The organism is Pluralibacter gergoviae ATCC 33028 = NBRC 105706, assembly GCF_001598855.1.
GTDB classification, from domain to species: Bacteria; Pseudomonadota; Gammaproteobacteria; order Enterobacterales; family Enterobacteriaceae; genus Pluralibacter; species Pluralibacter gergoviae.
The window spans coordinates 1-21,977 of sequence record NZ_BCZS01000050.1 but is presented as its reverse complement, the minus strand read 5'-3'; the positions used below and the strand labels follow the sequence as shown (position 1 = coordinate 21,977).

The window sequence follows — 21,977 nt, the reverse complement described above, 5'->3', positions numbered from 1 at the left end:
GTAGCGCCCCGACTGGCGCAGGAGTACAGAAAATGTCTACTGAACTGAATCAACCCGCCATCACTGCACGCATTATCCCCAATAACCGCCGCATGGCCTTTCTGCCACGCCTGTTCGGCGCCTGGTATCTCACAGGTGAGGCCGGTGTCTACAACCACGCACGTTCTCTCTGCGCCGATTATCAAGGCGGTTCCTGGGAGTTCGTCGAACTGTCTTGCGGTAGCGGCTTCATGTACCCACTGAGCGCAGAGCGCTTCACGGTATCGGTTAGCGGTAACTGGTTCGAAGGGGAACTGTCCGCAGAAGCTACCGGTATCGTGCTGACCCTGTTCACCCTGAACCACATGATCTGGCACGCACATGATGCCGGCTATGAGCACATCTGCGACATGCTGATCACCCAGCAGGAAAAGCTCAAATTATATGCCGACCAGCACGCCGAAGCCGGTTTGATTTACCGCGCGATTGACTGAAACGGCGGCCCCCGCGAGGGGGCCAATACTGACAGGGGGAAAAATGTTAACACTAACTGATATTCGCGCCAGCAATACGGTGCTGGTTTCGGAATTTGGCGGCGTGCGTGCTGTGCATTTCTGTCTTCATGAAAAATTAAGCGGTAACGACAACGATCTGTGGTTTCCGCTTGCCAATGGGGCCGACCTGTTCGAGGCGCTGGAAAGCATTATGTGCATCAATTTTGCCGCTGCTAACGTTGTCTCGCTGGAGTTCCTGCGGCAGAACGGGAAGTGCAAAGACTACCGGATCACCTACAACAAGGCCAAATTCAAGCCATTATGTTAGATATCTTACATCATTAAATGTTCATATTTGAACAAAATTAAATTAAAAAAATACGTCTGATGAGTTGATAAAATGGCTCATTAGACGTATAATTATTACATCGAAAGGCAGTTGAGTCTTTCGCGGTAGCGCCCCGACTGGCGAAGGAGTTGAAATGAAAGAAGCAGACCAAAAAAAAGTGAATGCCGTAATGGCAATTGCTGATTATCTCGGTGTAAAAAATCAAATCGAGGTGATCGAATACTCAGCCGAATCAGTGCAGGTTGAGTGGCGAAATCCTAAAACAAAACAGCTTATTCATCGTGATTACACTTTTGCAAATTCCTTTGTAAAAGACTTTGAAAAAGCCCTGAAATCGAACGTGAAGTTTTACTGATAAAGAGGGGGAAAAATCCCCCTTAATCCTCCCATTTTTTACTGATAAACATCAAATGTATGAGGTGTATTATGTGGAAACGTGGCGAAAACAAAGTGATTCTGATGGGGCGTGCTGGCAAAGATGCAGAAGTGCGTTACACCCCAAACGGAACGGCCATTGCGAGCCTGACGCTGGCTACAGAAATCAGCTATAGCGACAACGAAGGGAAGGAGCAAAAAGAAACGGAATGGCATGATATTGTCATTTTTGGAAAGAAAGCCGAAGCAGCTGGGAAGTACTTCAAAAAGGGTATGATGCTGTATTTTGTCGGGCGCATTCGTAATAACAAATGGCAAGGGACAGACGGCAAAATGCGCAGCAATAAGGAAATTGTGATCGATAATAACGGCGAAATGCAGATGCTGCCGGGAGCTGGGCCACGTAACACCAGTGCAGAAGGCCAGGGAGGCATTGAAAATCATGATGAACCGCCGTTCCCGGATATGAATGATTACCCGCAGTGAGTATTTGAGTTAGAACGGCCCGCAGGACGCGGGCCGCCAATCCAGAGGGGGGAGTATGAATATCAGTGAACAATATCGGGTGGCGGTCGTCAGTACCGGCCATGTAAAAAAAGAAGATGCGGAACTACTGGACAAGGTCTGTAACGATGACTTGTCCGGTCAAGGTTTGTTCTGGATCGAGAAAAATCGCTATGGGTGGATATTGCGTATTTCTGCTACTGAACAATGGCGAGTGGAATTAACCAGGGCGGGGATCAGTGCAAGTGCTTTGGATAATATAGCCGCGTTAAATGGTGCTGGGTTCGACTGGATTTGGTTTGACCGGGATGCAGAACAGGTGCCAGAACTGACCGTTTGGGAGTGGTAAACCGGTTAAAAATATGCCTCGAAAAGGGGCATTTTTTTCTTGCCTGTAATGGCTCATTAGACGTATAATAATCGTGAAGTTTAAAAGTGGATATTGATTAAAACGCTCTGTAAATAACGTGGAGAGAATATTATGGCGACCTTATACCCTTATGAGGTTTATACCCTTATTGTGTCAGAATTAATCGTAAGCCATTTTAATGATGTCGCTATGGTATATCCGGGAAGCGAAGAAATTAAAAAGAACTATGACAGTGAATTAAGTGCTGTACAGGTAGTTAATGGCATCAGAGAAAAACTGATTGAAGATGGTGTTATACAGTGCGAACAGTGCCCACTGCTATCCGAGTGGGATGAGAACAAGGTTATCAACCAGCTAATTAAAGATTACCGCCTGATTCTCAATCGTGACTATGAACTAAACCGTGTTCGTCAGCAGCTGGCCCCGGAGCTGATCGCACAGATAGAAAACTGGAAAGAGCAGAAGTATTCCGATTCTGCGAAGGAATACGAGGTGCTCTATGAAACCATCAACATCAACGGAAAGGAGGTTACAGGCAAACTAAACGTAGTTGCAGTAAGTCGCTTTGATGCTGTTTTCATCGTAGGGCAGCGTCACGCTAACGATAACTTTTTGGTTCTGGATGTGAAGGAGGTGATGAATCATTGAAATCCAGAAAAGGTGCCGGATTGCGCCAACAATCCGGCTGGGTAGGCAATTTAAATTGTGAGGTTCAAAATGCCGTTGTGGATTATACACTATGCTGAAGATGTCGCAAACGGAGTGCAAACAAAGTCGCATCCGATGAACGCAGCGCAATGGGATCACTTCCGTTTCTGGTTGGCAGTGTTCCGGCGGATTAAAGAAACCGCGATGTAATCTGTAACTGTCTCAGGGGCGCTGTATGCGCCCCTTTTTAATATCCGAGCCCGGACTCCTTTCCCTGTAAATTTATCGGGATCAAGGGCGGATCGTGGCCCTGAACGTGCGCACCATTGAGCGCTGCATCGCAGCGGAACCGGAAAATTTTTTCCGGCCAATGAGTGCCCTTGTCACCGGAACGGTGACAAGTATGCACGCACAATTACACGAGAAGGCAGCACCCACGCCCGGCCTGACAGGCCGGGAGCTATATCATAATGTGGGATGCTATATGCGAAAGGTGAAGGTTAATGTTGCGGACCTGAAGCGTCAGAATTCTGACCAGTAGAGCCATTTTGTGTGCGCAGCTCTTCGTCAACTCCAGTGATTTTTTTTCGGCTGTTGCTGGTTCTTTTTTTTCCAACTCGTCCGGCAGTAATGTCCTTGATATCACGTAATGTAACGTCTGAAAAACCCGCATCGTTGAGGAATTTCAGTATCTCTTTATCTTCATATCCTTTCGAATCTTTCAGCTTCTTAATGTCAGACTTAAGCTCGTCGAGTACGTGCTTTTTCTCAAGCCTTTCTGACGTCACATCAGGCAAGTCGTCGAGAATGCTTTTGAATTTTCCGATGTCCTCACTGCTATAAAATGCTTTCTTTTTTGCAGGCATATGCCCTCCCAATAATGTCAAAATCGCCATGCCGAACCGGAGAAAATCGACCCAGGCTATTCGGGTGATTTTACATGATGCCCGGCACGATTCAATTGCTCTGCCTGCCAGGCCCTTCGCTGCTGGCTTTCAAACCTCGCCGATGGTAGAATTCAAAGAGGTATTTAAGTACGGGACAAGATGTGTTTTTGGAGTACCGCCGACACGCGGCGGCCGTCCAAAAACGTCTTGGTCAGGGCAAGCCCCGACACCCCCTAACGAGGTTAGCTATCTGATGAGCCGTAGCGAGAGCAGAAAAACAGACGATCGAATCCAGGTGAGATGTTCCACAGAAGTGAAAGCTAAACTCACCGAAAAGGCCCATGAAGCAGGGCTTAGTCTTAGTCAATATCTTATCAAATCTGGGCTTGGAAAGCGCATTCAATCGAAAGGTAATTACAATGCACTTGCCGCTCTTGTAAAGATAACAGCCCTTCAAAAACATCTGTTTAACGAAGGTGCCGGAGTTCATAGCAAGGAGTATTCAGAGATTCTGATCGAGGTCAAAAAGGCCGCACAGAAACTGCAACAGGAGATGGATGGTGATACCTAAAATCATTGAGGGCCGAAGGGACAAAAAGTCCAGCTTTGGTCAGCTGATTAAGTACATGGCAGACAAGCCGTCTCAGGAGTTGACTGATACAGTTCAGCCTACTCCTGAGACGGCTTTAGCTGTTAAATCGGATATGTTCGAAGGGTTAAACAATTACCTGACCCGTAAGCAGAAAGTGATCAGCACACCGGTGGATGTTGAGCCAGGTGTACAGCGTGTTGTGGTTGGTGATGTCACCTGCCAGTACAATACCTTCTCGCTCGATGGTGCAGCACAGGAAATGAATTCAGTTTCTCAGCAAAGCACACGCTGTAAAGATCCTGTTATGCACTATGTTCTCTCATGGCCTGACTATGAAAAGCCGAATGATGATCAGATTTTCGATTCGGTGAAGTTTACACTGGCATCGATGGGCATGTCCGATCACCAGTATGTTGCTGCCATCCACCGGGATACAGATAACCTGCATGTGCATGTTGCTGTTAACCGCATCAATCCCCAGACATATAAAGCAGCCTCATCGAGCTTTACCAAAGACACTCTTCATCAGGCGTGCCGCTTACTGGAATTGAAGAATGGTTGGTCCCATTCAAACGGTGCATATGTGGTTAATGACCGTCAACAGATTGTCCGGAACCCTCACAGCAAGAAAGAGCGGGGCAACTGGCGCTCACTCGATCGCATCAACAAGATGGAGAATAAAGAGGGGGTTGAAACGCTCTATCGCTATATCGTTGGTGATGAACAGGTAGGCGGTAGTCGTCAAAACTTGATCCATGTTTCAGCTGGGCTTCGTGAAGCCAAAAGCTGGGATGATGTGCATAAGACATTTGCAGACATCGGTCTTCGTGTCGAAAAAGCACAGGGGAAAAAGGGCTACGTCATTACCCACGAACATCAAAACCAGAAGACGGCTGTTAAGGCGAGTCTGGTATTTAACAAGGCGCAATATACCCTGAAGTCGATGGAAGAGCGCTTTGGTGAATACCAGCCTTCACATATTGAACCGGCCAAAGTATCGGTATTTAAAACCGCATATACCCCTGGTGCTTATCGTCGAGATGCCAATAAACGTCTGCAGCGTAAAATTGAGCGCGCAGAAGAAAGAATGCTGCTCAAGGGTCGCTATCGCGCCTACCGGAACAATTTACCGATATATTCTCCGGATAAGGATCGCATCGCCGATGAATACCGGAAAATTGCCCAACATACCCGGTTGGTGAAAAATAACGTCCGGCATTCTGTTTCAGATCCTCATACCAGAAAGCTGATGTACAACCTGGCTGAGTTCAAACGCCTGCAGGCGGTTGCCAATCTGCGGCTTAGCTTGCGTGAAGAACGCAACGGTTTCAGAGCGGCTAACCCACGGCTTTCTTACCGGGAGTGGGTCGAACAGGAAGCACTGAAGGGTGATAAGGCAGCGCTCAGCCAAATGAGGGGCTTTGCCTATTCCTCCAGGAAGAAGGAGAAGTATAAACAGCAGCTGGTTGAGCAGATCGGGTTCAACCGTACCTTTAACGCCATCACCAGTCATGATCGTGATGATGTGGCCGTAATGGCCTCAGCACGTCATGGTGTCAAGCCACGGCTTTTGAAAGACGGTACTGTTATCTTTGAGCGCGACGGTAAACCGGTAGCGGCTGATCGTGGTCATATTGTGCTGACAGAAAGTAATGGAATCGACAAAGAGAAAACGGCTGATCTTGCAATTGCATTAACGATTGCTGGTAAAGCCAAATCTGTACGTGTTGATGGTGACGGCGAGTTTAAGGAACTGTGCTGTAATCGTATCGTCGATGCAGCTGTGAACCACAATCACCCTGTCGCGCAGGGCATTACCTTCACAGATGCCGCTCAGCAGGCGTATGCTCAAAACGAGAAACATCGTTTGATTCGTGAGCAAAATAATAGTAAAAATGAAATGCAATTCAGAAGTGAAAGCGACGACAAATTCAATCCGAAGTAAAATGGAGTAAGAAATGAAAATCAAAATGCAAACGGTCCTCGCGGCCGTTTCTGTGTTAGCTCTTGCCGGGTGTGCCTCTCAAAGCGAAAAGGAAAAACAAATCTCTGCACAGCAGCTGGTAGATCAGGAATTGCGTGAGCAAGCCATTAAGATAAAACTCGCACAGGATGAGCTTTACCAGGCTGGAGCCATTAACAGGACCCGTTACAAATTCCCTACCATTATCAATGCAAACAGTCAGTATGTTCGTGTGAGCTGGCAGGGTGATGCTTACGAATTACTGGAGCAACTGGCTAAACAGCGTGGCCTTCAATTCACCAGTCAGGGGATTAAGTTACCGCTTCCACTCAATATCGATGTTGGTGGTTCGAAGGTTACGTTTGAACAGTTGCTGACCCTGATCCGACAACAAACGCAGTACCGTGCCACCATCAACCAGAAACCCGGTGAACTGCAGCTGCTTTACCTCACACCATCGAAGAAAGGTTCATTCCTCAGAGGGACCCGCCCATGAAACTTAAACTGATCGTGCTTCTGACGTTACCGCTGCTTGCTGCGAACGTTGCACGCGCGGACGACTCCGATGTTAAAGGCCTGGATTACTACATGGACCCGCCAAGCCAAAGTGACGATGAGGCCGATGTTACTGGCAGTATGCTAAACGACGCAGCGCACACCATTGGATTTCGCGGCGGTAAGGCAGAACGCGCTAAAGAAATTCGCGCCGCGCTGGAAAATCAGCGCAGCAACCTTGATTACATGTATTCGTTCCAGCCGCTGATCTCTTCTGAAGGCTACCTGCCTCCAGTCATTGCTGAAGCTAAAGACGTTGCACACATTACCAATGAGCAAATCCGAACGGCCAACCGTGCCTATGACATTGTGGTGCCGGCGCGCTTTGTCAGTAACCCACCGACCTGGAAAAGCTATCTTCTGACCGGGCTGATGGCGCAGCGGATCGAATTGCCTGAACCGGCGGCAATGCCGAAGGACGGGAAACAACGTGATATCTGGAAAAAAGCTGTCGCGCTGGGCTGGTCTGACGGTCGCCAAAAAGCTGATGAGATATTCACTGCTAATTTCAATCGCCTCACACGGGATTACACCGGCATGTTGCGCTACAGCACGCTACTGCAGCAGGGCATGATTAAGGCTCCAGTCATCACACAGCAGCAGCAAACAGTTACAGGGGATAAAAACCGCCTCATGCTGGGCGATAAAACGAAACGTATGAAGCAGCAAGCTGAGTTTGACATCAACAAACGCAGCTGGAAACCGACCATACGTTAAGGGGCAGTAGATGGAAGCATTCAATTTTGGTCCAACGCTGACGCCCCAGACGCTGGAACGTTTTCTCGTACACTGCTCAAACAATGAAGTGTCCGATATTCTGTTGCAGGGCGGAGATAAAATCTGGGTAGAACGTCATGGGCGCCAGTTGCCCATGACATCTTACCCGCTCGACAACCTGGAGCTGGAACGTACCGTTGATAAGGTGTTCGGTCAGGAGATCAAAGGGACGCTGAAAAGTGCTGCGGTCGTTAATACCGCTATCCAGCTAAGAGGTGATGAAGCGGGCACGATTGGACTCGGCCGCGGCGAAACCCGCCGGTTCCGCGCGAACTTTACTCAGGCCGATATTTATAAAACAGAAGCGGCAATGTCTCTGACACTCCGTGTTCTGAATGAGGTTATTCCTCAGCTTAAACAAATGGGTATTGAGCCGGACCTGTTTAATTCTCTGTTGCCGGCTGCCGGCCTCGGACTGATATGCGGCGAGACGGGATCGGGCAAGTCAACCTTGATGGCCAGCATCTTCCAGTATTGCGGTGAAACGTACCAGGACCGGAAAATCATCACGGTTGAAGATCCCATCGAGTATCGCCTGGGAAGTCGAGACTGGATTGCGCCGGCGCCGGCACAGTCACAGATTGGGCGCGATATTGATTCCTTCCACAATTTTATCACTCTCTCCGGGCTCCGTCGTTCTCCGAAGATTATGGGGGTTGGTGAGCTCCTTAACCGCCTGTCATTTGAAGCTGCTGTACTGGCAGGTAAATCCGGCCACTTTTGTCTTGGCACACTGCACGTCAAAACGGTCGGAGAAGCCATTTCCCGATCATTGCAGAACTATCCGCCGGAAATGCGTGAAGCTGCCGCCTTTGACCTGCTGAGTATCCTTTCTTACATCATCGTGCAACGCTTGCTTAAAACAAAAGACGGCCGGCGCAAGGCTGTCCGTGAATATCTCGTCATTGATAACAGCCTGCGCCGCAAACTCTATGACGTTGATTACAGCAAGTGGGGCCGCTACATCGACGACCTGTTGATCGCTGAAAACCGCAGTCTGATTCAGAATGCCTGGGCAATGCACCAGGAAGGTTTGATCGACGAAGCGGAAGTCATCGAGGTCGCAGGATATATGGACTATCTGGCGTTAAAAGAGGGCAAGTATGGACATTAACAAATGGCGTTATGCCGGCCGGCCACTGACGGTTTTTGGTGTGCCTGTTATCTCGTTTCTTGTGTACTTCATCTGGTTTCCGTTCCCGTCAGTAAAAACCTTTGTTATCTGCACCTGTGTGGTTCTCTTTTACTTTCTGCTGGCCATGATGGGCTACACGTTACCGGTGCTGTACCAGGTCATTCTCCGGGTTATCCGCGGGAAAAAACTTACCGGGCGGCCGTGGTGGTACCGGCGCTCTCAGCGATAACACATAACTACAGGGGTAGACAGTATGGCGAAACCTGAAATTGCAACTGAAAGAACCCGTCTGAGTATTCCCTTTGACGATCGCCAACGTGCAATACGTGCGGCCGGCAAACTGGCTGATGGCAGTAATGCTCTGGACTACGTGAAGGAAGAAAAGGTGTGGTATGCACAGCCGGGGGCCAACCTGAGCCGGCTGAAAGAGTGGATTTTTGACCCCAATAAGGTGATCGAAGAACCGCCCCTGGATATTCAAGCCATTGAAGATGAATTTACGGCGTGGCTTGAAGAGCGCGGTGCCATTATCAAAGACCCCATAGAGTTCGATGGCCAGAAGCATTATGTCGATACAGTGGACGGTAAAGCTGGTTCAAGAAAGGGGGTGTATGCCGCCTTTCTGGATGGCCGACCTGCAGGGTGGTACAGGGACTATAAGAACGGTGGTGAAATTCAGAAATGGGTATCTACCGGCGCAGCCCCTAACCCTGAACAAATGGCCATGCTCCGTGCTGATGCTGCGGCAAGGCGTGAACAAAGAGCTGCAGCGCAAGCGGATAAGTTTGATCAGACCGCTAACCGGTTGATGGAAGAATATAACCGGCTTCCGGATGCCACGGGAGATCTGGCATACCTGAAAAACAAACAGGTCATTGCCGCTAACGGCCTTAAAGCTGATGAGCGGGGCAACGTTGTGATCCCTCTGTTTAATGCTGATGGCGAGTTCAGGACCCTTGAGCGCATCTGGTCCGACGGTAGTAAACACCTTGAAAAAGACGGCCAGGCATGGGGGAGTTTTTTCGTTGTGGGTGGCCAACTGAAGGATGGTGACAACCTGCTTTATGCCGAGGGATATGCGACAGCAGCCAGTATCAGCGAAGCCATCAATCAGCCTGTGATCATGACGGTTAATGCCGGCAACATGGTGGAAGTTGCTGGCCGCCTGAAAGACACCTTTCCAAACAGCACTCATTACTTCCTTGCTGACAATGACATTTATAAAGACGAGAACGTTGGGCTAGAAAAAGCGACAGAAGCTGCAGAGCTGACTGCCGGCCATGTTCTGGTCCCTGCCTTTAGCAACCCGAAAGAAGGGCTTACTGACTACAACGATTTGCATGTCTCTGAAGGGCTGGAGCAAGTCAGATTGCAGGTAGAAGGAGCCATTAATCAAATGAACAGGGTAGACACTATGCCGACTGATAACCCGAACATTACTGACGTTAATCACAGCTCGACTGACAGCGCTGCCGTTGCAGCTCCTGAAAAAGCCGCGCCGGTGGCCAGCACCCCTGCAGCTGCTGAACCGGTGGAAGCCGCGCCGGTGGCCAGCGCCCCTGCAGCTGCTGAAGCGGTGGAAGCCGCGCCGGTGGCCAGCGCCCCTGCAGCTGCTGAACTGGTGGAAACCGCGCCGGTGGCAAGCACCCCTGAAGCTGCTGAACCGGTGGAAGCCGCGCCGGTGGCCAGCGCCCCTGCAGCTGCCGAACCGGAGGAAGCCGCGCCGGTGGCCAGCGCCCCTGCAGCTGCCGAACCGGAGGAAACCGCGCCGGTGGCCAGCGCCCCTGCAGCTGCTGAACCGGAATACGCCGCACCAACAGATCGAGACGGCGATGATGAAGAGAGTAATAGCGCCAGTGATCTTGAGGCGTATGCCGCTATGATGGCCTTTGGCGGTGAAACAACTGACACTGCTCAGCAAAAGCCTGAAGGGATAGCGCCCAGCGAACCTGTAGCTAATACCGCCCCGGCTGAAAATGAAACCGAGGAGAAGAAAAAAACAAACGAAGAACTGGAAAACGGCATACGCTGGGCAACCAACGATAATGCAGAAACGCCACCAAAAGAACGTATAGACCTGGAAGGGTTAATTGCCCGGTTTGGGTACAGAGCAGAGAAAGACTATACGGCGTATACGCTTGATGGGCAGGATGCGTTTTACGATTACGGTTCACATCTGCGTATGGCTACCCCTGAAGCCAGCCAGAGTGACGAGATGATCCTGGCGGCCGTTCTTACCGCGGATAAGCAACATCATCGTGGTATTGAAATCACCGGCAGTGACGAATTTAAAGAGCGAGTGTTTAACCTTATCAGTGAATACAACATTGAGGTGAAACTGACTAACCCAGAACAAAGGGTTAAATTGCTCGAACTCAAAAAAGCAAATGAAACAGCAAAAGAAACGGCAAAAGAAAATGTTGCTGATTCAAATGCGAATAAGCAGGAAGGGGCAAACGAAAAGGCAAATTCATCAGTTCAGCAGAATGGAATGCGCTGGGAAGAATCGGCCTCTGTACAGCCGAAGAAGCAGAATGCATCTGATACTCAAAAGGAAGATAAAGCTGCGGGTGAATCCTGGGAGAAAGGCGTTATCGTCGCGCATGGACGTGCTAAGTATGAGTGGAAAGATGATGAATCCATGAACTACTTTGTCACCCTCAAAAATGAACATGGAGAGAAGACACTCTGGGGGAAAGACCTTGAGAGAGCGGTTAAAGATGCTGGTGTAGACACCGAACGTCTTGTTACAGTCAGAAAGCTGGGATTTGTGGATGTTGAGGTGAATGCACCTGTCCGTGATGAAAGCAACAAGATCGTTCGTTATGAAACTATCCAGACCAAACGTAATGAGTGGGAAGTAAAACCTGTATACCCACAGCCAACAGCAGGGAATGAACAGGCCTATAAGCCTTCTGAACTGGTTCCGTATGATGCTGCAACCTTCCAGAAGCTCCGCACAACAATTCAGCAGATTACCGGTGTTGATCTCAGCCGTGAGGACGTGCCTGAAAAAGAACTGTATTGGTTCCTGCCGAATGGTAAGCCAGCTCCTGAAAGCATGACAAAACCCACAGGCTATAAACTCCCTCAAGAGTCAAAAACCGCGGGTACACCTTTGCTGGTCGCACCGCATAAAAAAGGCGAACGCCCGGATTATTACCTTGTTGAGTCTCGTAAAGGATTCATGCAGGGGATCGCAAAGGATAAGGAATCTGGCGAGTACCATAGCGTAATTGGTAAAGTGAACAAGCGTATTGATAAAGATGGAAACTGGAAAACGTATATGACACTTTCAGCAATCAATAAAAATGCAGAAAGTGGAATTGTTTTGCACGGATACGGCCATGTTGATCAGGGAGGTAAAAACCTGCTTTACAAAAACACAATTGCAAATGAAAAACAGCCTCAGCATTTACAACCGGCCTCAGATGAGGTAAAAAACAAAACAGTAATGAAGCAGCTTTTTCATCCTTCTAATGCTGCAAAAAGAAAAGATGATGAAAGGAGAGAACAGACTCATGCACCAGTCGCAAAGTCAGCGCCTCGGCCATAAAACAAAAACCCTACTCGTAGCAGTAGGGTTTTCCTGCATTTCTGTGAGCTCATTTGCAGCCACACAGACCTGTGCAGCATACGAACTGGCAAAAGCTGGTGCTGATGCTGCCTATAAACAGGAGGTTGAACGGATTAACAACGCCGCTAAAAGTGAATCCAGTACATCTGATTCTCTCGGACAGTGCCTGGGGTCGCTATCGGTATCACTAAAAATCCCTCAATTTCCGTCTATCAGCGACATCATTGATAAGGTGAAGGATGAGGTATGCAATACGGTTAAATCGAAGATAAATGAGAAGTGGGGGAGCCTGACTAATACAACGCTGGACCCGTGGTCAACGATTTCATCCCGACTGCCAGATACGTCAGGTATCCTGCCCAACGCATCTTCTAAGAATGTGCAATTAAACAATCCGGCAGCTGCGAGTGGAAGTGGTGAGGATGCAAACAGTGATGCATTCCCGTTCCATTTGTAACTACCGGAAGAGTCCTTTCGGGATTTTATCGAATAGCTTGCCGGTTCGTATTTCAACGCGGCGGTGTTCCGCCGCGGTTAGTAAACGCATAAATTCTGTGGCAGGTAGAACATCACGTTTTGAGTCTACATACGTATCAAGCGAATCTTCATTCATGAAACGTCTGACAGTATGCAGCCAGTCTTCAGCTGATTTCATATTTTTTGAGCTCATCGTCGCTCATCTCGGCAAACGCTGCAGGTCGGCGACCTTTTCCTGTCCAGGTTATGGACTTTCCATCAACTTCGATCCGGTACTTCACTTTTCCAAAAGTGGATTTACTTTTCGTGGACGGACCAAAGAGATTTTCGAAGATCTGGAGAGCTTCATCAGCCGTAATATTGTGTTCTTCCATGAACCGCTTTGTGGCTGCGGCTTTCTCTTCAGTGGCCTTCTGTTCTTCCTTAAATTTCTCGATCATTCCCTGTGCAATGTCGGACCACATATTAATGAGTTGTTCAAGGTTTTCTGGCGGGATTTTGCGCAAAACGGCGGTGGCTTTTCGTCGTTCGCACATGATAACTGCACAGGATTCGTAATCATTATGTTCGCTCATGTATACCTCATTGTTCATTAACGATCTGCGTGATTTTCTAACACAAACTTTTGAAAAGAGAAACTCTATGAAAACACAAAATGGTGAAAATATTATGGATCAAACTGACTCGGATCAAAACTCAGTCGTTGATGATGACAGCAACGCCCTTGCTCCAGCTCTGGCTGAAGAGAGTAACCGAACGGTACAAGAAATCGTATCGAAACATGGTTTAAAAGTAATTTTGATTCAAACGCTAATCATATTAGTCGCAATCATTATCATTGGTCTTCAGGGTTACTGGCTTCACCAGAAAAAAATCAAATATATTGCAACGAATGGGGGCATGATCACAGAAGTTCATCCAACCGATGAACCCGCTTACACGGCGGAAGAGGTGATGGACTTTGCCAACCGTACAATGATCAAATCGCTTTCACTGAACTTTGTGAATTACGAAAACCAATTAACCAGCGTCCGCGGCGATTTTAGCGCTGAAGGGTACGTTAGTTTCCGTAAAGCGCTGTCCGATAGTGGGCTGCTGAAAGATATCAGTGAAAAACGTCTGAACGTAAAACTTTCCACAACTCCTGGAACCCTGATCACGGAAGGTCTTATCCGTGGCACCAAAACCTATGCCTGGCAATACCGCATTCCGGTGACTGTTCAGCTTGTTGGGCAGGCTCAGGACTACAGACCGCAACCTTACGATTTGATGGTTCAGGTACGCCGCGTCAAAGAAGACGAAGATCCACGGGGTATTCAAGTAGCACAGGCCATTCTCAAACCCCGGAACTACTGAGGTCAATCATGAAGATTAAACTGTTAACTGTACTTATGGCCGCACTGTTTTCGGCAAATTCTGTATCTGCAGCTGATGCGCCGACTGGTAATGGAGCGCCGCAGCAAACGGCGCCAGCTGTGCCTGGTGGTGATATTGCTCAATGGCAGCAGGCCAGTTCCGGGTTGCCCGTAAATCAGCAGTCACAGGTGCAACAGCCTCCACAGCAAACAGCACAGGAACAAGGTCAGCAGCAGGCGCAAGGCCAACAACCACAGGCACAGGCCCAACAGCGGCCAACGACTGCACTGCCTCCTGCACCCATGCCGCAGATTCCTCCACCACAGCAGCAGGTTACTCATGTTAATCCGCAGACACTGGAAGAGTTACCTGCACCTGTTCTGCAGCAGATCCAGCCTATTACCCCTGGTCAGGTGCGGTCGGCCCGCAGCGCAATGGAAGATATGAGCGCGGCGGCCAAAACCTCACCATTAACGCCGATCCCACGAATTTCAAGCCAGACGGTATCACTGTCAGCTGGCGCATCCATTCCGCAGGTACGGGTATTTCCAAACCAGGCAACGACAGTGACGTTTTCAGATGCAACCGGACACCCCTGGGTATTAGGTGCCCCTCCATATAATTCGAGTCCCTGTGCTTCAGGTGGTGAACTGTGTGTTGGCTATATTCCAGGATCGGCGGTATTCACAATCCAGCCGACCAATGCCTATGCCAGCGGGAACATCACAGTGCTTCTGAAGGGGCTGGCCACGCCGGTCATTATTAACGTGAAGGGGGCAGAACCCTCCGTTAAATCAAAAACCGTTGATGTTGATTATCGTCTGGATCTCCGTATCCCGAAGCGCAGTCCTGACACACCGGTTTATACCGCTACGCCTGAGAAAAAAATCTCACTGTATGACAAGCAGCTGCAGAGCGTGCTCGATGGCATCCCGCCTGAAGATGCTCAGCGGTTGAAACTTAAAAACGCGCCAGGGAGTACCAAAGTCTGGCAGATCGGTGATGAGCTCTACGTCAGAAGTAACATGCAGCTGCAGGATGAGTTTGAAAAAACGCTTTCCGCTATCGATGGCACACATGTTTACGTGCTGCCGGCAACACCAGTGCTGACTTTTTCTGTTAATGGTCAGGCGCGTGACGTTGAAGTTGAGCTGAATTAAGGGGAACGACGATGGCTACAGATAAAGGTAAAGAAACCAGAAAAATGATGCTCTACGTCGGTGGTGCTGCTGCAGTGGTGGCGCTTCTGGGAGGGTACTGGTTGTTTGGCTCATCAGATGAGCCGGCAACGGGCGGGTCGCAGGTGAAAGCCCAGGGGCTGGAAGGGAAAACTGGCAGGGAAAAAGCTAATGATCCCCAATACAACAAGCTGCTGAATGAGTGGAATGTTGATAATTCAGATAAAGCGGCTCTCACAGGGGATAGCTTCATCTCCACGTTGTCAGCCAGTAATCCGGTGGCCGTTGATTACGGCACCAAAGCACCGCCACCAAAATATTCGTGGGAATCGTCAGCAAAACCGTCGGGCGATAACAGTAAGGCGAATGATGCTGAGCAGAAAGAGCGTGAGCGTCAGGCTAAAGCGGTGGCTACGTTACTGCAGAAAATAGACCAGGCCAGAACACCAGTTGTCACGGGTGTTGCTCTTGCAACCCCTCTGGGAGCAGAAGGAAATGACAAGAACGGCGGTACCTTCTCAGGGTGGACCGATTCGGTCTATCCGCAGAACAAAAAGCCGGATGCTGAAAAACAACAGGGGGCGAAGAATAAGGCCAAAGATAAAGGAGCCCGACTTGTATCGGCTTACACGCTTGTGCCGGCAGTAATGGATACGGCGATGGACAGTGACGATCAGAACAGTATTGCTATTGCCCATGTTCCAACTGGAGCGCAGGCCGGCGCCAAATTCTATTCTGGCCAAAACCGTCTTGCCGGCGATGGTATTCGAATTCACTTCACCGGCATGGAGCTGAACGGAGTGCAGTGTAAGGTCGATGCGTATGGCGTGGCTTCCGACTCGTTGCGCGCGGCCGTTTCCTCAAATGTAAATAACCGCTGGTTCAGCCGTATTATTCTGCCGGCTGTCGCTAACGGATTAGGCCGAACTGGTCAGCTCTATGCGGACAGCAATTCGCAGATGATTATCACTGACGGCGGGAACGCATATCGTTCAACTGATACACCTGATGGCAAAGCGGTAGCCGGTACCATTATTGGCGGGATGGGTGAGCAAGCAGGGCGCGTCCTGGCCGACGATGCAGCCCGCCTACCGATTAAGCAGGTTACGGTTGACCGTAACCAACTCATAGGCATCCAGTTTGTCGCGCCAGTGTATGAAAGCGACTGTGGCGAGAATCTGGAAAATGCTTCTGCAGAGCAGGCGCAGCAGCAAGCAACTCCGACACTATCTAGTGTGCAGCCTCAGCAGATGCCTCAGCCTCCGGCTCCTAATTACCCTCAGCAAAACTTTCCAAGCTACCCCGGCTACGGGTATGGCACCAATAACCCGTATTACCGTTAAGGAGATTGATAATGAATCTGTTTGAAGATGACAATAAAAACGAAGCAGCTCCTGCCCAGGAACCGGTGTCTGCTAAGCCTGCTGAAAAGCCAAAACCGACAGTGACGCCAGCAGCAAAAGCAAACAAAAAGCCGCTTAAGATTAGTGACTATGCATGGATTGGTGGTATCGCTGTCATAGCTATCCTGCTTTTAGTCTGGTTGTTTGGGGGCTCCGATAGTGACACTGCGCCTGCGGCCGGGAATGGCACGATCCAGTCTTCAGGGCAACGTCAGAACGTACAGGCTGCCCCTGCCGGGCAGGATTCTGGTGACTTCCGAGAGCAAATTTCCGGGATTTTGCTGCAGCAAAAGGAACGGCTGGACGCGATAGAATCAACTTCTAAAAATGGAATGATGATCCTTTCCAGTCAGTTACAAAGCGCTAATGAACAAATCAAAAATCTGAACAATCAGGTTCAGGAACTGAAAATGAAAGCCGCTGGTTATGGGCCTTCATTTGGTAATCAGAGTGGAACAATTTCGGGGGCAACGTCGCAGGCATTACCTTTGTTGAGAGGTTTTTCAATTAATGATTTATCTGGCGATCTTGCTTGGGTAAAATACAAAAACCAGACGTATGCTGTGAAGGTCGGTAGTCAACTTGGCGGAGTCACCATTACGGGTATCGATACTGAAAATAGAATCGTTACTACAAGTAAAGGCCTTATCCGCTAAACAGGACCTAAAAAGGCGAAACTATGGATTTAGAATCGGTATTAATTCAGGTTGCTAACGGTGGTCAGGAGCCGCTGACAAGGCTAATCATAGGTGTCGCTGCAGTCGTTGGGATCATTGGTGTTATTGGATATCTGATGAGCCTGCGGAAGCAGGCCAGGCATTCAACAAAAGGTGTGGAAGTTGGCAGAATTTTTGCCGGTATCATCTTCTGTGTATGCCTCATCACGTTGAAGGCACAGATGAACTCAGGCGGTGCCACTTTAGGATTTGGCGATGTTAGCTTCGGACCCGTCAGTTATGCGAGCGAATCTACGTTTGGCATGGGAGCCGCAGCAGTCAACGCAGTGCTGGGGATTGTTAGAATTCTCGGCGCATACTTTTTTTACAGGGGTATAAAGGGGTTGAAAGACTCTTACCTTGAGGGCCATACGGAGCTGTCAGCTTCGGGTACGAGAGGGGCATCCATTGTGAAAATTGTATGTGGACTACTTCTGATGTTCGATACACAAACGCTCGATGCGTTGCAGAGCACATTAAACATTCACTGGTAATCAAAAAGGATACTTTATGAAAATTGTTAAACTTATCAAAGACAAGGCATTATCTGCATCCATCGCAGCGTATCAGCTGCGCGGAACGGTGGCAAAATCGTTAGTGGTATTGCCGCTGGCATTACTGAGCAAAGAGGCTGCGGCTGAAACGACTGTCTGGGAGAAAATCAATACCTTCACGGAAGGTCTTGCCAGTACCCAGCCTGGTCTGATTACCGGCGGTAAAGTCATTGGTGTTGTGTTCTTTATTGTCGGGCTTGTTTCTCTTTTCCTTAAAAACAAACGCGGGAAAGATATCAGTGGCAGCTTCATCTTCTGGTCAATGGTTGTTGGTGCCTGCCTGGTCGGCCTGACCGCATGGATCTCTTCTGTTGGTTCAACTGTTGGCGTTGACGCAACCCTGTAATGTCCCTTCGGCCCCGCCTTGCGGGGCCAATATCGGAGTTCCCTCATGAAAGATTTTAAGCTCACCAGGAATGAACAACCTGCCAGATGCCATGTGTGCGGGATAAAGAGCAAAGATGTTTTCTCCCTCGCAGAAGATGGACAGAAAGAGAGAATGCTTTGCTCTGTATGCCTGTCGCTCGAACATCCGGAGAAAATGAAACTAGAGACTCAAACCGGACTTCTGCTGAAGAGAAATACAAACCGAAAACTCTACAGCCTGCTGTTTCGTTCAATTGCAAAGGCGGAAAAGTCAACGGACGATTCTTACCGTGAAAAGGCGCAGAAACTTAAACAGATATTGCTCAGCACAACTGACGTAGTTCTAAACGAAACCGGCAGTGATGATGGATACGATTTACTGCACCTGATAAAAAAACACCATCAGTTACTTCCCATGAATTTTGACGATGAGTTTGTCGCTTCTGTTGCAGAGTCAGACGAATTGCCGGATGTAAGTGACTGGAATGAAATTTACAAGGGTAAGAGAGGTTTTAAATGATTTCTTTCTTTGAGGATGTGATCGAAGGTATCTCACGCAATCTGACATCAAATGACTCGTTAAAATACTGTGATTTGACAACGGTTGTAGGGCTTACGTCGCAGGATCGCGTTGAGCATCCTGAAATCAGGGCTCCGTACATTCTGACCACTAAGAACAACGATTTTCTTACCGTTATTGAGGTTCAGGGCGCTAAATCATCGTTTGACGAGAAGTCGTTTAATGACTTCATCATGCACCTATCAAACTCCTTGTCGAATTCCTTTATTAACAGCGGCCATAAGTTGTCTGTGGTGTTCGAACGCGACTTTACCAAGAACCAGGAAGAGCTGAATAATGTTTATAAACCGCAGGTAGCAGCAATAGAGCGTCTGCAGATAGACATTAAAGACCTGATCGCCGATGACGCAAAAAAAATCGCCGCTCATTACAGCCGTGAACGCGCTTACATCGTGCTGTATACCTCGAAGGGGATGATTGCGAAGGATGAACTTAAAAACGAACAGGCAAAAGCTGCCGGCGTACTGAAGGATATCCCGCAGACGCGCTTCAGTCAGAACCCAATCGAATTTCAGCTTGAAGGTTTGAAGATCACGCATGACGCGATGCTGTGGCGCCTGATTGGTATGCTTCAGGGGGATGATGAATCAGGAATGGGGCTTCTGGTTGATGTCCTCGATGTCAAACACGCTGGCGCAATGATGCGTCAGATGCTGTTCCGGAATTCAACATCAGAAAACTGGTACCCTCGCACGCCGTTTGACCAAAATCTGCGAATTTATGGCGCCCCACGGAAAGACAATATCGACTCCGTGCTGCCGCCGCGGCTGAATATCCAGATCATGGAAGGGGAACTGGAAGAAGATGGTGGCCTGATTTACTGTGATGGTAAGTATTACGGCTCTGTTGCCCTTGAGTTACCACCACTTCACCCTGTCAAATTTAAGCAGTTATTCAACGCGATTAACCGGAAAATCCCGTACCGGATAAAATATGACTTTATAGGCGGGGGCAAAAAAGCACTGTTCTGGCCATCAGTAATCATATCTTTCCTTCGTTTCATTCCCTCACTCGGTAATATCGCGCGTGATATGGATTATGTCCGGGCCCAGAGCGAAACCGATCCAACGGCTATCATGGCCATCAACTTTGCCACCTGGGGCGACACTAAGGATGAAGCCAAACGCAACCTGGCGGCTTTAACTAAGGCGATTGAAGGCTGGGGTGTATCAGGTGTGTCCAAGACATATGGCAATCCAGGTAGCGCACTGATTGCATCCGTTCCGGGGCTGACCACGGCCACACCTGGCTCATTGCATTATCCGCCGTTGAGTGAAGGCTTGCGGATGTTACCTTTTGAACGTCCGGCCAGTCCCTGGCATGGTAAAGGCAATATCAACTTCATCACGCTCGATGGCAAGCTGTTCCCCTATCAAATCGCCAGTCCCCTGCAGGAGAAATTTACCGATGTCATCACCGGTGTTCCAGGTTCCGGTAAAAGCGTGCTGGCCAACCGCCTTAACCTGAGTTCGATTTACCGGGCTGATAAAAAACTGCCTTATCTGACCATCATTGATAAGGGCTACAGTGCAAAAGGCATCGCCGATCTGATTAGCGCTGAGCTGCCGGCAGAGAAACGTCACCAGATTGCCAGTATCACCCTGAACAATGACGAATCGCACTGTATTAACATCTGCGATACGCAGTTAGGTTCAAGGTATCTGACGCAGTTTGAGGAAGTATTCTTAAAGCAGATGCTTAACGCATTCTGTATTGATCCGGCAATTGGCCAGCCGCCAGATGCAATGAGCGTTGGCCAAATCGTCAGTAAGGTTGTATCAAACGTATACAAAGCAAAAGCGCATTCAAGTGCTAACTTGTTTAAGTATAACGACCCGGTGATTAATGAAGCTCTGAAAGAATCAGGTCTGGATAAAGAGCTTGGTGAAGACTGGTTTGAAAGAGCTACATGGTGGGAAGTCGTTGATAAGCTGTTTGCCAAAAAATATCTTCATGCTGCGACGGTTGCTCAGCGTTATGCTGTGCCAACCATTCACGATTTTATTGCTGAACTACAAACTGAATCATTTAAAAACCAATACGCTGACGTAAAAGTTAATGGGAGTGAGCCTGTAGTAGGCTTCGTTGCACGTTGTTTCCAGGCTGCTGCAGCTGAGTATGCCATTTTCTCAGGGATAACGGTTTATGATTTCAGCCCGGAGACTCGCATTGCGATCCTGGACATGCAAAACGTCCTCGGTGACAGAACGACACCTGCAGGTAAGCTCAAGTCCGGCATTATGTATCTTTTTGCGCGCCAGATGGCTGTGCGTAACTACTACCTGCCTCAGTCCGCAGAAACCTTCATTCCTGCTTTACCGGAGCAGTACAGGGCATATCACCAGGCGCGCATCAGGGAGCTTTCAGAAGAGGTTAAACATACCTTTTATGATGAGTGTCATAACTTTGCCGGCATCGACTTTATTCAAAATGCGCTGAACACCGCTGACCTTGAAGATCGTAAATTCAACGTCCGTACTGCCTTCTCGTCTCAGTATCTGAGCCATATGCCTTCGAGTGTGCTTAAAACCATGAACAGCCTGTTTATGATGCGCCTGACGGAAGGGGATGAAGAGTATCTGAAGCAATTAGAGATCAACATCCCGGCCGATATCCTGCGTCGTTTCAGACAGCTTCCGCAAGGGGTTTATCCGGACGGAAGTGGTACTGCATTCCTCGGTATTTTTAAAACAAAACGTGGTCTTATTTGCCACATTCTGAAAAACACATTAGGACCAAAACTGCTTTGGGCTTTGAACTCATCTGCAAAAGATAGAGCGCTCAGAGATGTGCTTTATGAAGAGCTCGGAACGAAAAAAGCAAGGGAAGAATTAGCAAATAGATTCCCTATGGGAAGTGCATCAAGTATCATTGATGAAATGGTGGTCAATCAGGGTGGTGAGCGTGATTCTGAAGAAGAATCACAAACTATGGCGATGAAGCTCGCTAAAGAAATCATTTCTGATGTGAGAAGGGGATTCAGATGATAAAAATCGGAAAAGCAAAACGGTCAGTGATGGCTGTTTCAATTCTGGCCTTCAGCGTACAGTCAGCATTTGCCTATACGGTCAACGTTAACAGCAGCATTCCCATCTCAACGCAGGTTATGCCGGCGTTGAGCACAGCTAATGGCCTGTTAGGT

Annotated in this window: 25 protein-coding genes; 22 read left to right on the top strand and 3 right to left on the bottom strand. The window is 48.8% G+C overall.

The window, feature by feature from the left end; translation table 11 throughout:
- The first annotated feature begins 32 nt into the window (after window positions 1-32).
- The 6 genes from ENGE1_RS24900 to ENGE1_RS24875 all read left to right on the top strand — a co-directional run bounded on the left by ENGE1_RS24900 (window position 33) and on the right by ENGE1_RS24875 (window position 2,719).
- Window positions 33-473 carry an antirestriction protein gene (locus tag ENGE1_RS24900; protein WP_004206916.1) on the top strand — a complete coding sequence of 147 codons (441 nt, stop codon included), beginning with the start codon at window positions 33-35 and terminating at the stop codon, window positions 471-473.
- Between the two features lie 43 nt (window positions 474-516).
- The gene (locus ENGE1_RS24895) at window positions 517-801 is read left to right on the top strand and encodes a hypothetical protein (RefSeq protein WP_059509500.1); all 285 of its coding nucleotides are present in this window, start codon (window positions 517-519) and stop codon (window positions 799-801) included.
- A gap of 154 nt (window positions 802-955) precedes the next feature.
- Entirely contained in the window at window positions 956-1,177 is a 222-nt protein-coding gene (locus ENGE1_RS24890; protein ID WP_004187336.1) for a hypothetical protein, read from the top strand.
- A 71-nt stretch (window positions 1,178-1,248) separates the two neighbouring features.
- Complete coding sequence (ssb, locus tag ENGE1_RS24885) at window positions 1,249-1,683, top strand: single-stranded DNA-binding protein (protein WP_004187334.1); 435 nt, start codon at window positions 1,249-1,251, stop codon at window positions 1,681-1,683.
- A 55-nt stretch (window positions 1,684-1,738) separates the two neighbouring features.
- Complete coding sequence (locus ENGE1_RS24880) at window positions 1,739-2,050, top strand: DUF5983 family protein (protein WP_004187333.1); 312 nt, start codon at window positions 1,739-1,741, stop codon at window positions 2,048-2,050.
- A gap of 132 nt (window positions 2,051-2,182) precedes the next feature.
- Window positions 2,183-2,719 carry a hypothetical protein gene (locus ENGE1_RS24875; RefSeq protein WP_011091066.1) on the top strand — a complete coding sequence of 179 codons (537 nt, stop codon included), beginning with the start codon at window positions 2,183-2,185 and terminating at the stop codon, window positions 2,717-2,719.
- Window positions 2,720-3,219: 500 nt separating this feature from the next.
- Here the strand turns inward: ENGE1_RS24875 and ENGE1_RS24870 are convergent, their stop codons facing one another.
- Window positions 3,220-3,615, bottom strand: a complete 396-nt coding sequence (locus ENGE1_RS24870; RefSeq protein ID WP_172687230.1) for a MobC — start codon at window positions 3,613-3,615, stop codon at window positions 3,220-3,222.
- A gap of 34 nt (window positions 3,616-3,649) precedes the next feature.
- Between ENGE1_RS24870 and mobA the strand changes: the two genes are divergently transcribed.
- From mobA to ENGE1_RS27580, 8 genes are read left to right on the top strand one after another with little or no spacing between them, the layout of a single operon-like run.
- Window positions 3,650-4,177, top strand: coding sequence for a plasmid mobilization protein MobA (gene mobA / locus ENGE1_RS29350; RefSeq protein ID WP_224253863.1), 528 nt, complete (start codon window positions 3,650-3,652; stop codon window positions 4,175-4,177).
- Entirely contained in the window at window positions 4,164-6,143 is a 1,980-nt protein-coding gene (gene traI / locus ENGE1_RS24860) for a TraI/MobA(P) family conjugative relaxase (protein WP_059509498.1), read from the top strand. The genes mobA and traI overlap by 14 nt, the downstream gene beginning before the upstream one ends.
- Window positions 6,144-6,156: 13 nt before the next feature.
- Window positions 6,157-6,657 carry a DotD/TraH family lipoprotein gene (locus tag ENGE1_RS24855; protein ID WP_004187320.1) on the top strand — a complete coding sequence of 167 codons (501 nt, stop codon included), beginning with the start codon at window positions 6,157-6,159 and terminating at the stop codon, window positions 6,655-6,657.
- A complete protein-coding gene (locus tag ENGE1_RS24850) occupies window positions 6,654-7,433 on the top strand; it encodes a type IV secretory system conjugative DNA transfer family protein (protein ID WP_004187315.1) in 780 nt (259 codons plus the stop codon). The genes ENGE1_RS24855 and ENGE1_RS24850 overlap by 4 nt, the downstream gene beginning before the upstream one ends.
- A 10-nt stretch (window positions 7,434-7,443) precedes the next feature.
- Window positions 7,444-8,607 (top strand): plasmid transfer ATPase TraJ, encoded by a 1,164-nt coding sequence (gene traJ / locus ENGE1_RS24845; protein ID WP_004187313.1) that lies wholly within the window; start codon window positions 7,444-7,446, stop codon window positions 8,605-8,607.
- Window positions 8,597-8,857 (top strand): IcmT/TraK family protein, encoded by a 261-nt coding sequence (gene icmT, locus ENGE1_RS24840; protein ID WP_004187310.1) that lies wholly within the window; start codon window positions 8,597-8,599, stop codon window positions 8,855-8,857. Before traJ ends, icmT begins: the two co-directional genes overlap by 11 nt.
- A gap of 24 nt (window positions 8,858-8,881) precedes the next feature.
- The gene (locus ENGE1_RS29345) at window positions 8,882-12,184 is read left to right on the top strand and encodes an LPD7 domain-containing protein (RefSeq protein ID WP_031942492.1); all 3,303 of its coding nucleotides are present in this window, start codon (window positions 8,882-8,884) and stop codon (window positions 12,182-12,184) included.
- Entirely contained in the window at window positions 12,150-12,662 is a 513-nt protein-coding gene (locus tag ENGE1_RS27580) for a hypothetical protein (RefSeq protein ID WP_011091071.1), read from the top strand. The genes ENGE1_RS29345 and ENGE1_RS27580 overlap by 35 nt, the downstream gene beginning before the upstream one ends.
- Here ENGE1_RS27580 and ENGE1_RS27575 read toward each other — a convergent pair whose 3' ends face one another.
- Window positions 12,663-12,818, bottom strand: a complete 156-nt coding sequence (locus ENGE1_RS27575; RefSeq protein WP_172693602.1) for an Hha/YmoA family nucleoid-associated regulatory protein — start codon at window positions 12,816-12,818, stop codon at window positions 12,663-12,665.
- Between the two features lie 28 nt (window positions 12,819-12,846).
- The gene (locus ENGE1_RS24830; RefSeq protein WP_004187465.1) at window positions 12,847-13,257 is read right to left on the bottom strand and encodes an H-NS family nucleoid-associated regulatory protein; all 411 of its coding nucleotides are present in this window, start codon (window positions 13,255-13,257) and stop codon (window positions 12,847-12,849) included.
- Between the two features lie 67 nt (window positions 13,258-13,324).
- Here ENGE1_RS24830 and ENGE1_RS24825 point away from each other — a divergent pair, with 67 nt between their 5' ends.
- The 8 genes from ENGE1_RS24825 to ENGE1_RS24785 are packed head-to-tail and all read left to right on the top strand — an operon-like array spanning window position 13,325 to window position 21,822.
- Window positions 13,325-14,038: a DotI/IcmL family type IV secretion protein gene (locus tag ENGE1_RS24825; protein ID WP_109914255.1), complete on the top strand. Its 714-nt coding sequence runs from the start codon at window positions 13,325-13,327 to the stop codon at window positions 14,036-14,038.
- Window positions 14,039-14,046: 8 nt separating this feature from the next.
- Window positions 14,047-15,198 (top strand): DotH/IcmK family type IV secretion protein, encoded by a 1,152-nt coding sequence (locus tag ENGE1_RS27570; protein ID WP_011091074.1) that lies wholly within the window; start codon window positions 14,047-14,049, stop codon window positions 15,196-15,198.
- A gap of 11 nt (window positions 15,199-15,209) precedes the next feature.
- Window positions 15,210-16,559 carry a conjugal transfer protein TraO gene (gene traO / locus ENGE1_RS24810; protein WP_011091075.1) on the top strand — a complete coding sequence of 450 codons (1,350 nt, stop codon included), beginning with the start codon at window positions 15,210-15,212 and terminating at the stop codon, window positions 16,557-16,559.
- Between the two features lie 11 nt (window positions 16,560-16,570).
- Window positions 16,571-17,275: a conjugal transfer protein TraP gene (gene traP / locus ENGE1_RS24805; protein ID WP_031942491.1), complete on the top strand. Its 705-nt coding sequence runs from the start codon at window positions 16,571-16,573 to the stop codon at window positions 17,273-17,275.
- Between the two features lie 23 nt (window positions 17,276-17,298).
- Complete coding sequence (gene traQ / locus ENGE1_RS24800) at window positions 17,299-17,829, top strand: conjugal transfer protein TraQ (RefSeq protein WP_011091077.1); 531 nt, start codon at window positions 17,299-17,301, stop codon at window positions 17,827-17,829.
- 16 nt (window positions 17,830-17,845) lie between these two features.
- Entirely contained in the window at window positions 17,846-18,235 is a 390-nt protein-coding gene (locus tag ENGE1_RS24795; protein WP_011091078.1) for a DUF6750 family protein, read from the top strand.
- 45 nt (window positions 18,236-18,280) lie between these two features.
- Window positions 18,281-18,775, top strand: a complete 495-nt coding sequence (locus ENGE1_RS24790) for a hypothetical protein (protein WP_011091080.1) — start codon at window positions 18,281-18,283, stop codon at window positions 18,773-18,775.
- Window positions 18,772-21,822: a plasmid transfer protein gene (locus tag ENGE1_RS24785; protein ID WP_031942490.1), complete on the top strand. Its 3,051-nt coding sequence runs from the start codon at window positions 18,772-18,774 to the stop codon at window positions 21,820-21,822. Before ENGE1_RS24790 ends, ENGE1_RS24785 begins: the two co-directional genes overlap by 4 nt.
- The last annotated feature ends 155 nt before the right edge of the window (window positions 21,823-21,977 follow it).